Below are 14,611 nucleotides of genomic sequence, written 5' to 3' on the forward strand. Positions count from 1 at the left end.
CAGATCAATGGCTCCGGACAAAATGCGCAGGCAGGCCAGTCAGGTTGCTGGGGGGCAGCGCAGTCAGCGATCCGTTCATGGTGCCCGCATTTTCCAGCAGTTGCAAGGCCAGGCGCTGAAGCTCCTGGGGGCTCTGGGTGGCGATGGTGGTGGTCCGCACAGGCCCGCCCAGGTGGCGCTCCGCGCAAGCCTGCAGCGTCATCAGCTGCGACTGGGCCTTGCGGCGCTCTGCCGCCGTGTTGCTGTGCAGCAAAGCGGCCACCATGCAGGGCAGTCCGGTGTGCAGGGCGATCTGCTTGAGGCTCTTGTAGCTGTTCATCACACCCGCTGCACCGCCGCCCATGACCACCAGCGGCACCGTGGCGGTGTGGGTCAGCAAGGGCCCCAGGGTGGCGGCGGGGGCGTGGATCACCATCAGACCGTAGGTTCGGAAGTAGGGCAGCAAGCCCTCCATGGGAGAACGCGTGGTATCGCCCGCTGTGCGGCTGAGGTGCTGCAAGCCCTTGGCCGCCGGGATCACGGCAAGCGAGGATGCCGTGGCCCCCAGGTTCAGGTGGGCGCCGTCGTTCCATGAAGCGTGTTGCAGCAGGTGGAGGAGGCCTGGGCTGTCGTCGGTCTCGTAGGCCGTGCCGTCCAGCACCACCACGGGGTAACCCAGCCGCTGCAGGCTGGCGCAGATCTGCCAAAGCGTTTCCAGGCCGCTGCCGGTGTTGCCCTGACTGGCCACGGCCAGCATCCGCAGCTCGGCCTGGGGTGTGAAGCTGTGCAGCCCGGCGGCCTGGTGAAAGCCCAGATCAAGCATCGACGAGTCCCCCCTCGGTGATGGTGTCGGGCGAGTGCGAGAAGAAGAAGTTCAGGTCGGTGGCCTTGGGGTCGAACGCCGACTTGGCCGGGGCGCGCATCGAGGTGCTGATGAGCTGTTGGGCGTTGGCACGCTCCCAGTCTTCGGGCACACGCTGGCCATTGGTCACGCCGCGCAGCACCATCTGGTGGCGGATCAGCGCGTCGATCGCGGGGCCCAGCTTCACGGCCTCGTCCACTTTGGACAGGATGGCCTGCTGCGAGCCGTCGGTCTTGAAGGCGGTGAGCACATCGTCCAGCGTATCGCCATGGCAGCCCGCGTTGAGCACCAGCAGGCGGTTCACGTGGGGCAGGTCCAGCACGTCCAGCATGTCGCGCTTGCGGGGGTCGCGCGGGGCGACGCCGGTGGTGTCAATGAGCACCATTTTCTTGCCAGACAGCAAACCAAGCAGGTCTTGCAGCGCGGCGCGGTCGTGCGCCAGGTGGGCCACGATGCCCAGCATGCGGCCATAGGTGCGCAGCTGCTCATGCGCGCCCACGCGGTAGGTATCGAGCGTGATCAGGCCCACGCTGCCGGGGCCGTGGATGCGCGCGCACATGGCGGCCAGCTTGGCGGTGGTGGTGGTCTTGCCCACACCGGTGGAGCCCACCATGGCAAAGATGCCGCCCTGTTCGTACAGCGGGGGCTCGGCCTGGTCGGTCTTGAGATTGCGCTCCAGCACCTCCATCAGCCAGCGCACCGATTCGGCGGCCGACAGCTCTTCGGGCATGCGTTCCAGCACCGCGCGCGCCAGCGAAGGCGAGTAGCCCGCGCGGATCATCTTGAGCATGAGGTTGGACTGGATCGGGTTCTGGCGCGCCTGACCCAGCCAGGCCAGCGTGTTGAAACGGTCTTCGATCAACTCCTTCATGGAGTGCAGCTCGTTCATCAGGCTTTGCTGGTTGTTCGACTGGATCAGGTGGGCGTTGGACGCTTCCTGCCGACGGCGGGGCGGCTCTGGCGGGATGTCCATGGGGATGGTGCGCAGCGGGTTGTGGCGCGCCACGGCAGCCGCCGGGGCGGGCATGCGCTCGCGCTCGCGTTCAGGCTCCTGGTCGCGGCTGCGCTCCGACAGCGTCGGTGCTTCCGCAGCGCCATGCAGGGCTTCGTGGCGGCGGCGCAGCATGCGTTCGCGCACGTAGTCCTGGAAGGACAGCGTGCTCATCGCCAGCTGTTCGGTGTCTTCTTCCACCGGGTTGCGGCCCAGGCCTGCCAATGCTGCCTGGCTGGCCAGGTTGCTGGCGCGAGCAGGTTGCGCGTTGCGGGGGCTGCTGGGGGCCAGCAGCGGCGCACTGGAGGTATTGCCTGCACTACCACCGCCGTCCAGGGCGGAGAGCGTGTCTTCGGCCGTGGCCACCACTTCGACGCCATTGGCGGTCGGGCGGTTGGACAGGATCAGTGTGCCGTCGCCAAAGGCCATGCGCGCCTTGGCCAGAGCCTCCCGGGAGGTGGGGGCGGTAAAGCGTTTGATGTTCATGATGCACCTTTAAGGATCGGCCCAATACGGATGGTGTGGGTCTCTGGAATTTCACTGTGCGCAAGCACCTGCAGGCGGGGCGCCACGCGGCGCACCAGGCGGGAGATGGCATTGCGGATCTGGTCGGGAACCAGCAGGCAGGCGGGCAGGCCCATCTCTTCCTGCTTGAGGGCCACTTCGGCCGCCTTCTGCGTGAGGATGTCGGCCACGCCGGGGTCGAGCGCAGGGCCTGCCGTGTTGCCCAGGGCCTGCACCAGAAGGCGCTCCAGCCCGGGTTCGATGGCGATGACGTTGAGTTCGCGTGTGGGGCCGTAGATTTGCTGGACGATGGCGGGCGACAGCGCAATGCGCACGCGGCGGGCCAGCTCGACCGGGTCGGAGACCGCACCGGCATGTTCGGCCAGCGTCTCGATGATGGTGCGGATATCGCGGATGTGCACAGACTCCTCCAGCAGCAGCTGGAGGACTTTCTGGAACGTTGCGATGGAGACCATTTTCGGGACCACTTCTTCGATGAGCTTGGGAGCCAGCTTGGCCACGTGTTCCACCAGTTGCTGCGTTTCCGTGCGACTGAGGAGCTTGGCTGCCTGCACTTGCATCAAGTGTGACAAATGGGTGGCCATCACGGTTTCGGAATCAACGACCGTAAAACCCGCCATTTGTGCGGCTTCCTTCTGCCGGTCGTCGATCCAGTGTGCTGGCAGGCCAAAGGCTGGGTCGGTGGTGGGCGTGCCGATGAGCGGCGTGGTGATGCCGCCGGGGTTGATGGCCAGGAACATGCCGGGGAAGGCCTCGCCTTCGCCCACCACCACGCCGCGCAGCGTGATGCGGTAGCCGCTGGGTTTCAGTTCGAGGTTGTCGCGCACATGCACGGCGGGGGGCAGGAAGCCGACCTCCTGCGCAAACTTGCGGCGCACGCCCTTGATGCGGGTCAGCAGGTCGCCTTGGCGGCTCTTGTCCACCAGACTGATCAGGCGGTAGCCCAGCTCCAGGCCCAGCAGGTCCACGGGCTGCAGGTCGTCCCAGGTTGCTTCGCCGTCGCCCACAGGGGCCGGGGGCGCTTCGACTTCCGGCGGTACCTTCTGGCGTTCGTGCAGCAGCCAGGCGCCGTAGCCCAGCAGGCCGCCCATGGTCAGGAACACCACGTGGGGCATGCCGGGGATCAGGCCCAGCAGCACCAGGATGGCCGCTGTGACGCCCAGCACGCGGGGCGACATGAACAGCTGCTGCACGATCTGGCGGCCCATGTCGTGGTCCTTGCCCACACGCGAGATCACCATGGCGGCTGCCACCGAGATCAGCAGGCCGGGGATCTGTGCCACCAGCGCATCGCCAACCGCCAGCAGGATGTAGCTGTCGGCTGCCTTGCCCGCCGACAGGCCGTGCTGCAGCATGCCAATCGCAAAACCGCCCACGATGTTGATCAGCAGGATCAAGATGCCGGCGACGGCGTCGCCGCGCACGAACTTGGAGGCACCGTCCATCGACCCAAAGAAGTTGGCTTCTTCGGCCACCTCGGCGCGGCGGCGCTTGGCTTCTTTTTCGTCGATCAGGCCTGCGTTCAGGTCGGCATCCACCGCCATCTGCTTGCCGGGCATGGCGTCCAGGGTGAAGCGCGCCGACACCTCGGCAATGCGCTCGGCGCCCTTGGTAATCACCACGAAGTTGATCACCACCAGGATGGCGAACACGATCAGGCCCACCGCAAAGTTGCCGCCGATCAGGAAGTGGCCAAAGGCCTCGATCACCGCGCCTGCGGCGCCTGGGCCGGTATGGCCCTCGAGCAGCACCACGCGGGTGGAGGCCACGTTCAGCGACAGGCGCATCAGCGTGGTGAGCAGCAGCACCGAAGGAAACGCAGCGAAATCCAGCGGGCGCAGCATGTAGGCCGCCACCATCATCACCATCAGCGCCACGGCGATGTTGAGCGTAAAGAACGCGTCCAGCATCCAGGGAGGGATGGGCAGCACCATCAGCGCCAGGATGGCCACCACCAGCAACGGGGCCGACAGCCCCTGGAGGGCGCCGGCATTGGAGCCCGCCCATTGCTGTAAAGACTTTACGGAGGTGTTCATGCGGCAGCACCTTGCACGGGAGTGCGGTTCAGCGGATCGAGTTCAGGCGGCACATAGGGCTCCACCAGGCTGTCGGGCATGCGGCCTTCGCCGCGCAGGGCGGCCTTGAGGCGGTACACATAGGCCAGCACCTGGGCCACGGCGGTGTAGAGCGTGGCGGGGATGGCCTGGTCCAGTTCGGCGTGGGCATACAGCGCACGGGCCAGCATGGGCGACTGCAGCACGGGCACGTTGTGCTCGCGGGCCACGTCACGGATCTTCATGGCGACGAGGTCGGTGCCGCGCGAGATGACCTGGGGAGCACTCATGGTCTTGTCGTCGTACTTGAGCGCCACCGCATAGTGGGTGGGGTTCATGACCACGAAGTCGGCCTTGGGCACGGCGGCCACGCTGGCGCGGTCGGCGATCTCGCGCTGCTTCTGGCGGATGCGGCCCTTGGTGTGCGGGTTGCCGTCGGATTCCTTGTGTTCCTGCTTGACCTCTTCGTGCGACATCTTGAGGCGGTCCTTGAAGAAGAACGCCTGCAGGGGCACGTCCACCAGCGCGGCCAGGAACACGACCAGCAGAAGCAGGCTCATGCCCGAGGTCAGCCAGTCGGCCACTTGCCGGATGGCCAGGGGCGAGGGTTGCAGCACCAGCATGGCCACGGCCTCGATGCTGTTGCCGATGAACTTCCAGGCCACCCAGGTCAGGATCGCGCTCATGAGCACCATCTTGGCCACGTTGGCCATCTGCTGCTTGGAAAACAGGTTGGCCAGGCCCGAGATGGGGTTCAGGCGGTTGAACTGGGGGGCGATGGGCTTGGTGCTGAGGATCCAGCCGCCTGCGCCGATGGCGCTGATGACGGCGGCTGCGCTGGTGAGCAGCGCAAACGCCATGCTGGCCGCCGCACCCACGATCACCATGTCCTGCAGGCGCTGGAGCATGGTGCCCGGCGCCATGACGGTGGCTGCGTTGAAAGCCAGCTGCTGGCTCATGGCCTTTTGCAGGTGGTCCATGAGCTGGGGGGCCATCAGCAGCATGCAGGCCGCGCCAGCGCCCAGGATGGCCAGGTGCGACAGATCGCGCGAGCGTGCCCCTTGGCCGTCTTCGCGCGCTTTCTGCAGCTTGCGCTCTGACGCGGGGAGGCTTTTTTCTTGGCTGGATTCCATGGTGGCATGACGGCGCTGGTGTCATGCCATTGTCGTGAGCGACCTGGAAATCTAAAGCTGGATAAGGGGGCTGCGGCCCCCTCTTTTCCGTGCTGCCGCCGGTGGTGCGAGCGGCGCCCGGGAGCCCGCCAGGGGGCGCTCAAGCCAGGAGGGTAATGCTAAAAATGATAGCTACAAACGCTTGATGGACACGCGCAGGCAGCCATTTTTAATGGCAAAACCTGGCGTTGATCAGAATCCCAGGCTGGCCAGCAGGTCGTCCACCTGCGACTGGTCGGTGACCACGTCGGGGGTGTTCTCCGGGTCCACCACCGGGCCTTGCAGGTGAACGGGCTTGGCCTCAGCCGCAGGCACCTGGGCGGTGGGCGGTGCGGTCTGGATAAGCAACTGCACCAGCTGCTCTTCGATGGTGGCCGCCAGGTTCACCACACGCGCAATCACCTGGCCGGTGAGGTCGTGGAAGTCCTGCGCCATCATGATCTCGGTGAGGTGCGTGTCGGCTTCCTTGGTCACACGCTCCACGTCGGTCAGGAAGTTGAAAATTTCACCCTTGGCCACGGCAGCCACCGGGTCGGCGACCAGCGAGCCGACGACCCGCCGCGTCTCGGCGGCGATGAAGTCGTGCTGGGCCTTGGCCTGCTCCACGCGACTGAGCACTTTTTCGGCTGCTTCGCCGGTCAGGCGGGCGATGTAGGACAGGCGGCTCTGCGCATCTGGCAGTTGGCCCATCGAACCGCGCAGCTTGTCGGCGTAGCCGAGCTCGTTGAGCGAATCGTGCAGCTGGCGGGTCAGCAGGCCAATCTTGTGGTGTACATCGGCAGGCGGCTGGCTGTGGTCCGGTGTGGCATCCATGATGTCATAACCCCATCTTCTTCAGAATCAAGGTCACCTTTTCTTCGAGGGTTGCCTTGGTAAAGGGCTTGACGATGTAGCCTGCGGCACCCCCTTGGGCGGCGGCAACGATGTCTTCCTTGCGGGCCTCGGCGGTCACCATCAGCACGGGCAGGTGTTTGAGTTTGTCGTCCTTCTTGATCTCGGCCAGCAACTGGAACCCGTTCATGTTGGGCATGTTGATGTCGGTCACCACGAAGTCGAACTTGCCGTTGCGCAGCTTGTTCAGGGCTGCCACGCCATCCTCGGCCTCGTCGGCATCGGCAAACCCGCTTTCTTTGAGCAGGTTGCGCACGATGCGTCGCATGGTGGAGAAGTCGTCAACGATCAGAAAACGAAGGGCTGTGGTCACTTGGGACCCTTTCGGTCGAGAATTACTGTAGGCATTGTCATGGGTGGCAGGTTAGGTGACAAGTCGTAACTGTTACCTGCGTGGGGGGGGATTTTCCCGCTTTTCATTCAGCAGTTCTGTCGAAGTGATTTCGGGGATCCCTTTGCCCATGAGACGTTCTTCGGCTTCGCGGGTCAACACCGTGATGGTGATGCGCCGGTTGGCGGGTGCGCGCGGGTTGTTTGGCTCCAGCAGGTCGCTGGCCGCCAGGCCCACCACACGGCCCAGTTTAGCGTCTGGCATGCCGGCCGAGACCAGTTCGCGCCGCGTGGCGTTGGCGCGGTCGGCCGACAGCTCCCAGTTGCTGTAGCCGCGCTCGCTGTTGCCATAGGGCACGGCATCGGTGTGGCCCGCCAGGCTGATGCGGTTTTCCACGCCCCCAAGCGCAGAGCCGATCTCGCGCAGGATGTCGCGCATGTAGGGTTTTACCAACGCACTGCCGCTGTCAAACATGGGGCGGTTCTGGTCGTCGATGATCTGGATCTGCAGGCCGTCGGGGGTGATGTCGATGCGGATCTGCGACTTGTATTCATTCAGGCGCGGGTTTTCGGTGATGAGCGCGTCGATCTTGGCTTCCAGGGCCTTGATGCGGTCCAGGTCCTGCTTGGCGCGCTCGGCCCGCGCAGCGTCGATGCTCATGCGGCGCTGCTTGGCCTCTTCCATCTCGGCGCGCCGCACCTGTCCGTGCACTTTGGCCAGGTCGTTGCCGCCGCCCGGAATCACGCTGGAGCTGTTGCCCGAGCCGTCCCCACCGGTCATCGCCACCTTGAGCGGCGACGCGAAATACGCCGCAATCCCCTGCAGCTCGCCCTTGGCCGTGGAGCCCAGCAGCCACATCAGCAGGAAGAACGCCATCATGGCCGTCACGAAGTCGGCATACGCGATCTTCCAGGCGCCGCCGTGCACGGCGTGGCCGCCTTTCTTGACGCGCTTGATGATGATGGGCTGTAGTTTCTTTTCTGCCATGGCGCTCAGGGATCAGGTGGGGTGTTCGCTGCTCCTGGTGAGGGACGGGGTTGCAGTGGTTATCTGTTCTGGTGACTACTTCTTCCCCTTCACATGCCCCTCCAGCTCGGTGAAGCTGGGGCGGACATCAGAGAAGAGTACCTTGCGGCCGAATTCGATGGCTGTGGCTGGGTTGTAGCCCTGCATGCTGGCCAGCAGGGTGGACTTGATGCACTGCAGTTCCTTGGCGGCGTCTTCTGTCTTTTGTTCGACCAGGCCGCCCAGGGGCTCCACCACACCGTAGGCCAGCAGAATCCCAAGAAAGGTGCCCACCAGCGCCGAGCCGATCATGCCGCCCAGCACGGAAGGCGGCTGGCCCACCGAGCCCATGGTGTTCACCACCCCCAACACGGCGGCCACGATCCCGAAGGCGGGCAGGGCGCCGGCCAGCCGGGCCAGCGCGGCCACAGGGGCATGGGCCTCCTGGTGGTGGGTATCGATTTCGCTGTCCATCAGCGCCTCGATCTCATGGGAGTTCAGGTTGCCCGACACCATCATGCGCAGGTAGTCGGTGGTGAACTCGATCACATGGTGGTCGCTGCCCACCGTGGGGTATTTCTTGAAGATTTCGGACTCATGGGGCGCCTCGACATCTTTTTCGATCGCCATCAGCCCTTCCTTGCGGGCCTTCTGCAGGATGTCATAGAGCATGGCCATCAGCTCCATGTAGCGCGCCTTGGTGTATTTGGACCCCTTGAGCGCCATCGGCAGCGCGGCCATGGTGGCCTTGATCACCTTGGGCTGGTTGTTCACCACAAACGCGCCCAGGGCGCCACCCAGGATGGTGATGATCTCGAAGGGCAGGGCCTTGAGGATCACGCTGATGTTCCCGCCGTGCACGATGTACACGCCGAAGATGCAGCCGAGACAGACGACGTAACCAATGATGACGAACATGCTTTAGACGTGTTGGGCGGCTTCGCAGCGAGGGCGGTCACAGCCGTGGTGTCAGGGCTGCCCGCCAAGGGTTTACCGAAGGTTACTGCAAATGTATCGGATTGCTGAGCACGAAATGCCGCAAGAGAACTGCCAAAACGGGGCTTCTTGGCGGAATGGCGCGGGCGCTGTCTCCGGTCGGGGATAAGCGCCGCGCACCACCAGAACCTGCATAAAAAAGGCCGTTTGCGCCTGATAGTCAACAAGTTGTTGCTATCTAAAGAGTAGCAATATGGCGCCTGAGAAGGCCCCTGGCCCCGTGGTGCCGCCGGGACCACCCCGGCCAATCCCTGCATTTGGCCCGTTTTTCCGCAGCCACAACACCTTTTGGCGGTGCAGGGGCTGCACTATGCTGAGGGCATGAAAGCCGTACTGCTCGCGGGGGGCCTGGGCACCCGCATCTCGGAAGAGTCGCACCTGCGTCCCAAGCCCATGATCGAGATCGGTGGGCGGCCCATCCTGTGGCACATCATGAAGATGTATGCCGCCCATGGCGTCAACGACTTCATCATCTGCCTGGGCTACAAGGGCTATGTCATCAAGGAGTACTTCGCCAACTACTTCCTGCACATGTCGGACGTGACCTTTGACATGGCCAACAACCGCATGGAAGTGCACCACCGCCACGCCGAGCCCTGGCGCGTGACGCTGGTGGACACCGGCGAAAGCACCATGACCGGAGGGCGCCTGCGCCGGGTGCAGGAGTACCTGCCGAACGACGAACCCTTCTGTTTTACCTATGGCGACGGCGTGGCCGACCTCGACATGACCGCGCAGTTCGCCTTCCACCGCGCCCACGGCCGCCAGGCCACGGTGACGGCGGTGCTGCCTCCGGGGCGTTATGGTGCCCTGATGCGTGATGGCGAGACCGTGGCCGGGTTCGAGGAAAAACCCCGTGGCGATGGCGGCTGGATTAACGGCGGCTTCTTTGTGCTGCAGCCCGAGGTGATCGACCTCATCGATGGCGATGCCACCAGCTGGGAGCTGGAGCCCATGGCCCGCCTGGCCAGCAGCGGCCAGCTGCGCGCGTTTGAGCACACCGGCTTCTGGCAGCCCATGGACACGCTGCGCGAGAAAAACCAGCTCGAAGACCTGTGGCAATCGGGCCGTGCGCCCTGGAAATGCTGGTGACCACGATGCGCCCTGATCCCGACTTCTGGCGCGGCAAGCGCGTGTTGCTTACCGGCCACACCGGATTCAAGGGCGCGTGGCTCGCCCTGTGGCTGCAGCGCCTGGGCGCGCAGGTGACCGGCGTGGCACTGCCGCCCGCCACCGGGCCCAACCTGTTCACCCTGGCCCAGTTGGGCCAGGCGGGCGCGGGCATCGAGAGCCATTTTTGCGACATCCGCAGCCCCCAGGCCCTGGCCATGCGCGTGCGCGCCGCCCGGCCCGAGGTGGTGCTGCACCTGGCCGCGCAGGCGCTGGTGCGGCCCGGCTACGCGGCGCCGCTCGACACGTTTGCCACCAACGTTATGGGCACGGCCCATGTGCTCGATGCGCTGCGCGGCCTGCCCGAGGCGCGTGTGGCGCTGGTGGTGACCACCGACAAGGTCTACCGCAACCGCGAATGGGCCTACCCCTACCGCGAAGACGACCCGCTGGGCGGGCACGACCCCTACAGCGCCAGCAAGGCCGCCGCTGAACTGGTCACAGCCAGCTACCGCGATGCCTTCCTGGCTGCGCAGGGTGTGGCCGTGGCCACCGCCCGCGCAGGCAATGTGATTGGCGGTGGCGACTGGGCGCAAGACCGCCTGCTGCCCGACGCCGTGCGCGCCTGGGAAAAGGGCGAGACCCTGCACATCCGCCGCCCCCAGGCCACGCGCCCCTGGCAGCATGTGCTGGAGCCGCTGGCCGCTTACCTGCGCCTGGCCCAGCGCCTGTGGGAATCGCCCGCGCTGGCCGGGGCCTACAACTTTGGCCCACTGCCGCACGAGGCGGCCACGGTCAAAAATGTCATTGAATTGGCATCTTCCGCCTATCCATCAAGCGCTACCAGCTATGAAAATGAGAGCGAAGGGCCGCACGAAGCCGGCTGGCTGGCGCTGGAAACCGCCCACGCCCGCCAGGTGCTGGGCGTGGCCCCCCACTGGTCGCTGAACACCGCCGTGGCTCGCACCATGAACTGGTACCGCCAGCAACATGGCGGCGCCGATGCCCGCGCGCTGTGCCTGGCCGACATCGACGCCTGGGAGGCCCGCCCATGAGCCGCCTCGCCCTGGCGCCTTTGCCCCTGGCGGGGCTCTTTCGTGTGCAACGCCAGCCGCTGGTGGACGAACGCGGTTTTTTTGCGCGCTTGTTCTGCGCCGATGAACTGGCGGGCGCCGGCTGGACGGGCGCCGTGGCCCAGATCAACCAGAGCTACACGGCATTGAAAGGCACGGTGCGCGGCATGCACTACCAGAAGCCGCCGCACGCCGAGATGAAGCTGGTGAGCTGCGTGCGCGGCGAGGTTTGGGACGTGGCCGTGGACCTGCGCCAAGGCTCGCCCACGTTTTTGCACTGGCATGCCGAGCACCTCTCGGCCGACAACGGGCATGCGCTGCTCATCCCGCCCGGGTTTGCACACGGCTTTCAGGCGCTGAGTGACCATGCCGAGCTGCTGTACTGCCACTCGGCCGCCTACGCGCCCGCCGCCGAGGCCGGGCTGCACCCGGCCGACCCGCGCCTGGCCATCGCCTGGCCGCTGCCGCTGGGCCCGATCTCGCCGCGCGACGCGGGCCAGAGTGCGCTGACCGAAGAATTTGAAGGAGTGCGCCTGTGAAGTGCCGACACTGCGGCAGCCCGCTGCAACTCACGTTCCTGGACCTGGGCAGCGCGCCCCCGTCCAACGCCTACCTGGCCGAGGCCGCGCTGCGCGCGCCCGAGACCTGGTTTCCGCTGCGCGTCCTGGTCTGCGAAACCTGCTGGCTGGTGCAGACCGAAGACCACGCCGGGCGCGAAGCGCTGTTCACCGACGATTACGCGTACTTCAGCTCGTTTTCGTCGTCCTGGCTCGCCCATGCCCAAGCCTATGTCGAGGCGATGCGCGAACGCCTGGGCCTGACCGCTGCGAGCTGCGTGGTCGAGGTCGCGTCGAACGACGGCTACCTGCTGCAGTACGTGCAGGCTGCGGGCATCCCCTGCTACGGCGTGGAGCCCACCGCCAGCACCGCAGCGGCGGCCCGCGCCAAGGGCATTGAGGTGGTGGAGCGCTTCTTTGGCGTGGCCCTGGCCGATGAGCTGGCCCGGGCGGGCCGCCAGGCCGACCTGATTGCCGCCAACAACGTGCTGGCCCATGTGCCCGACATCAACGACTTTGTCGGCGGCTTCACGCGGCTGCTCAAGCCCCACGGCGTGGCCACCTTCGAGTTTCCGCACCTGCTGCGCATGGTGGAGGGGTGCCAGTTCGACACGGCGTACCACGAACACTATTCCTATCTGTCGCTCACGGCGGTGCAGCGCATCTTTGCGGCCAATGGCCTCGTGGTGATCGACGTGCAGGAGTTGCCCACCCACGGCGGCAGCCTGCGCGTGTTGGCCGCCCGTGCCGACGCAGTGGGCCACCCGCAGGCCAGTGCCGAGGGCGCCGCGCGCGTGCAGCAACTGCTGGCCGCCGAGGCGGCGGCAGGCATGCTGGGCGCTGGTTTTTACAGCGATTTCCAGGCCCAGGCCATACGGGTCAAGCGCGAGCTGCTCACTTTTTTATTGCAATGCCAGGCCGACGGCACCACCGTGGGCGCCTACGGCGCGGCCGCCAAGGGCAACACCCTGCTCAACTTTGCGGGCGTGCGGCCCGACCTGCTGCCCTACGTGGTGGACAAGAACCCGGCCAAACAAGGCCAGTACCTGCCCGGCAGCCGCATCCCGGTGGTGAGCGAGGCGCACCTGCGCGCCCACCGGCCCCAGCGCATCCTGATCCTGCCGTGGAACCTGCGGCACGAAGTCAGCGCCCAGCTCAGCGACATCCGTGATTGGGGAGGGCGGTTCGTCACCGCTGTTCCCCGTCTGGATGTCTGGTAGCCGCCCCCCTGTCGCCACCCCAATTTCCATCAGACACCCACGAAGGAGACCACCATGATCCCAATGTTCAAACCCTTGATCGAGCAGGAAGAAATCGATGCCAGCCGCGAATCGCTGGAGCTGGGCTGGCTCGGCATGGGCAGCTACGTGTCCGGCTTTGAAAAGAAGGTGAAGGAGATCCTGCAGGCGCCCGACAGGCATGTGGCGGCGGTCAGCACCGGCACGGCGGGCCTGCACATCGCGCTGCTGCTGGCGGGCGTGGGGCCGGGCGACGAGGTGATCGTATCGGCCTTCAACTGCTCGGCCGACTACCAGGCCATCACTTGGGTGGGGGCCGACATCGTGTTCTGCGACTGCGCTGACGATACGCTGGAGTTGGATCTTGCCAAGGCCGAGTCCCTGGTGGGGCCGCGCACCAAGGCCATCATCGTGATGGACTACGACTGCATCATCAGCGACCACGACGCCATTGCCGCCTTTGCCGAGCGCCACAAGCTGCGCGTGATTCACGACGCCGCGCACTCGTTTGGCTCCAGCTACAAGGGGCGGATGGTGGGCAGCTTCTCGGACATCTGCGTGTTCAGCCACGACCCGGTCAAGACCGTGACCTGCCTGGACGGCGGCACTATCGTTGTGCGCACCGAAGAGGAGCTGCGCCGCGTGCACGAGCTGCGCCTGCTGGGCATGCAGCAGCCCGCCGAGGTGATGTACCAGAACAAGCGCGCCTGGACTTTCGATGTGGAGCGCGTGGGCTTTCGCTACCACATGCTCAATATGCACGCTGCCATTGGCCTCGCGCAGCTGGGCAAGCTGGATGTGATCAAGTCGAGCCGCCAGGCGGCATCGCGCAGATACAACGAGAAGCTGCAGGGCATTGCCCAGGTTCGCACGCCTCCCACGGACTTTGCGGACGTCAACCCGTTCCTGTACTACATCCGGGTGCCCGCAGAGCACCGTGATGCGCTGCGCGACTTTCTGAAGGCCAACGGCGTGGACACGGGCATCCACTGGCAGCCAGGGCACTGGTTCTCGCTGTGGAAGGACTGCCGGGCCGGAGACCTGTCCGTGACCGATGAGGTGGGCAAAGGCATTCTTTCGCTGCCGTTGCACTCGCGCATGCCGCTGGAAAACGTGGACACCGTGGCCGAGCAGGTGCGCCGCTACTTTGCCCAGGTGTGAAGAGGTTGCCATGACTTCGCCAACGCCTGGACAGCAGCTTCTGGCTGCCATCAAGCAGACGGCCCGTGCGGGCGAGACCGGGCTGGTGCTGCCCGTGGGGCAGCCGCTCGCGGCGGTGGTCCGGCCGATCGCCACCGTTCCCGGCCACATTGATGCCGTCGATGCGCAACTGCTCACCGACTGGCGCAATCGCCATGTCAAATCCTTCCTGACCGAATTTGTCTCGACCCCTGAGCGCACTGCCGCCTGGCTGGCAGGCGCGGTGCACCAGAACCCGGGCAAGATGCTGTTCATGGTGGAAACGCTGGACGGCGAGCGCGTGGGGCACGTGGGGCTTGGCTTTATCGACTGGCAGCGCGGCTATGGCGAGGCGGATGCCATCGTCAGCGGCGGGGCTTCCCCTCCGGGGGTGATGAAGGCGTCGTTGCTGGTGCTGATGCGCTGGGCGCGCGACGCGCTCGGGCTGCAGACGCTGGCCGTGCGGGTGCGGTCAGACAACCCGGCGGTCGAGTTCTACCGCAAGGTGGGCTTCCAGGAATACCAGCGGGTGCCGATTGTGGCCAGCACCGTCCCTGGCGGGGTGGACTGGACGGAGGACCCGCAGGCCGTCGATGCACCGGCCAGCCTGGTGTACATGCAATTGCATCTGCCCCAGGCCTGAGCTGG

The 14,611-nt window shown here is 65.7% G+C and carries 14 protein-coding genes; 6 read left to right on the plus strand and 8 right to left on the minus strand.

Going from position 1 to position 14,611, the window contains the following annotated elements:
* Positions 1-4 precede the first annotated feature (4 nt).
* The 8 genes from AvAM_RS14110 to motA form a co-directional block, all read right to left on the minus strand.
* A complete protein-coding gene (locus AvAM_RS14110) occupies positions 5-802 on the minus strand; it encodes a hypothetical protein (protein ID WP_137747650.1) in 798 nt (265 codons plus the stop codon).
* Positions 795-2,318 (minus strand): flagellar biosynthesis protein FlhF, encoded by a 1,524-nt coding sequence (gene flhF / locus AvAM_RS14115; RefSeq protein ID WP_137747651.1) that lies wholly within the window; start codon positions 2,316-2,318, stop codon positions 795-797. Before flhF ends, AvAM_RS14110 begins: the two co-directional genes overlap by 8 nt.
* Positions 2,315-4,393, minus strand: a complete 2,079-nt coding sequence (gene flhA / locus AvAM_RS14120) for a flagellar biosynthesis protein FlhA (RefSeq protein ID WP_137747652.1) — start codon at positions 4,391-4,393, stop codon at positions 2,315-2,317. Before flhA ends, flhF begins: the two co-directional genes overlap by 4 nt.
* Positions 4,390-5,544 (minus strand): flagellar biosynthesis protein FlhB, encoded by a 1,155-nt coding sequence (locus tag AvAM_RS14125; RefSeq protein WP_137747653.1) that lies wholly within the window; start codon positions 5,542-5,544, stop codon positions 4,390-4,392. Before AvAM_RS14125 ends, flhA begins: the two co-directional genes overlap by 4 nt.
* Before the next feature lie 231 nt (positions 5,545-5,775).
* The gene (locus tag AvAM_RS14130) at positions 5,776-6,396 is read right to left on the minus strand and encodes a protein phosphatase CheZ (RefSeq protein ID WP_137747654.1); all 621 of its coding nucleotides are present in this window, start codon (positions 6,394-6,396) and stop codon (positions 5,776-5,778) included.
* 4 nt (positions 6,397-6,400) lie between these two features.
* On the minus strand, positions 6,401-6,787 hold the full coding sequence (gene cheY, locus AvAM_RS14135) for a chemotaxis response regulator CheY (protein ID WP_137747655.1): 387 nt from the start codon (positions 6,785-6,787) through the stop codon (positions 6,401-6,403).
* 72 nt (positions 6,788-6,859) lie between these two features.
* Positions 6,860-7,792, minus strand: coding sequence for a flagellar motor protein MotB (gene motB / locus AvAM_RS14140; RefSeq protein WP_137747656.1), 933 nt, complete (start codon positions 7,790-7,792; stop codon positions 6,860-6,862).
* 75 nt (positions 7,793-7,867) lie between these two features.
* Positions 7,868-8,728 carry a flagellar motor stator protein MotA gene (motA, locus tag AvAM_RS14145; protein ID WP_137747657.1) on the minus strand — a complete coding sequence of 287 codons (861 nt, stop codon included), beginning with the start codon at positions 8,726-8,728 and terminating at the stop codon, positions 7,868-7,870.
* Positions 8,729-9,127: 399 nt separating this feature from the next.
* Here motA and rfbF point away from each other — a divergent pair, with 399 nt between their 5' ends.
* The 6 genes from rfbF to AvAM_RS14175 are packed head-to-tail and all read left to right on the plus strand — an operon-like array spanning position 9,128 to position 14,606.
* Entirely contained in the window at positions 9,128-9,898 is a 771-nt protein-coding gene (rfbF, locus tag AvAM_RS14150) for a glucose-1-phosphate cytidylyltransferase (RefSeq protein ID WP_137747658.1), read from the plus strand.
* 5 nt (positions 9,899-9,903) lie between these two features.
* Positions 9,904-10,971: a CDP-glucose 4,6-dehydratase gene (gene rfbG / locus AvAM_RS14155; RefSeq protein WP_171012228.1), complete on the plus strand. Its 1,068-nt coding sequence runs from the start codon at positions 9,904-9,906 to the stop codon at positions 10,969-10,971.
* On the plus strand, positions 10,968-11,528 hold the full coding sequence (locus AvAM_RS14160) for a dTDP-4-dehydrorhamnose 3,5-epimerase family protein (protein ID WP_137747659.1): 561 nt from the start codon (positions 10,968-10,970) through the stop codon (positions 11,526-11,528). Before rfbG ends, AvAM_RS14160 begins: the two co-directional genes overlap by 4 nt.
* Positions 11,525-12,766 (plus strand): class I SAM-dependent methyltransferase, encoded by a 1,242-nt coding sequence (locus AvAM_RS14165; RefSeq protein WP_137747660.1) that lies wholly within the window; start codon positions 11,525-11,527, stop codon positions 12,764-12,766. The genes AvAM_RS14160 and AvAM_RS14165 overlap by 4 nt, the downstream gene beginning before the upstream one ends.
* A 54-nt stretch (positions 12,767-12,820) precedes the next feature.
* Complete coding sequence (locus AvAM_RS14170) at positions 12,821-13,945, plus strand: DegT/DnrJ/EryC1/StrS aminotransferase family protein (RefSeq protein WP_137747661.1); 1,125 nt, start codon at positions 12,821-12,823, stop codon at positions 13,943-13,945.
* Between the two features lie 10 nt (positions 13,946-13,955).
* On the plus strand, positions 13,956-14,606 hold the full coding sequence (locus AvAM_RS14175; RefSeq protein WP_137747662.1) for a GNAT family N-acetyltransferase: 651 nt from the start codon (positions 13,956-13,958) through the stop codon (positions 14,604-14,606).
* Positions 14,607-14,611 lie beyond the last annotated feature (5 nt).

It is taken from the genome of Acidovorax sp. NB1, from assembly GCF_005405905.1.
In the GTDB taxonomy this organism is placed as follows: Bacteria; Pseudomonadota; Gammaproteobacteria; order Burkholderiales; family Burkholderiaceae_C; genus Acidovorax.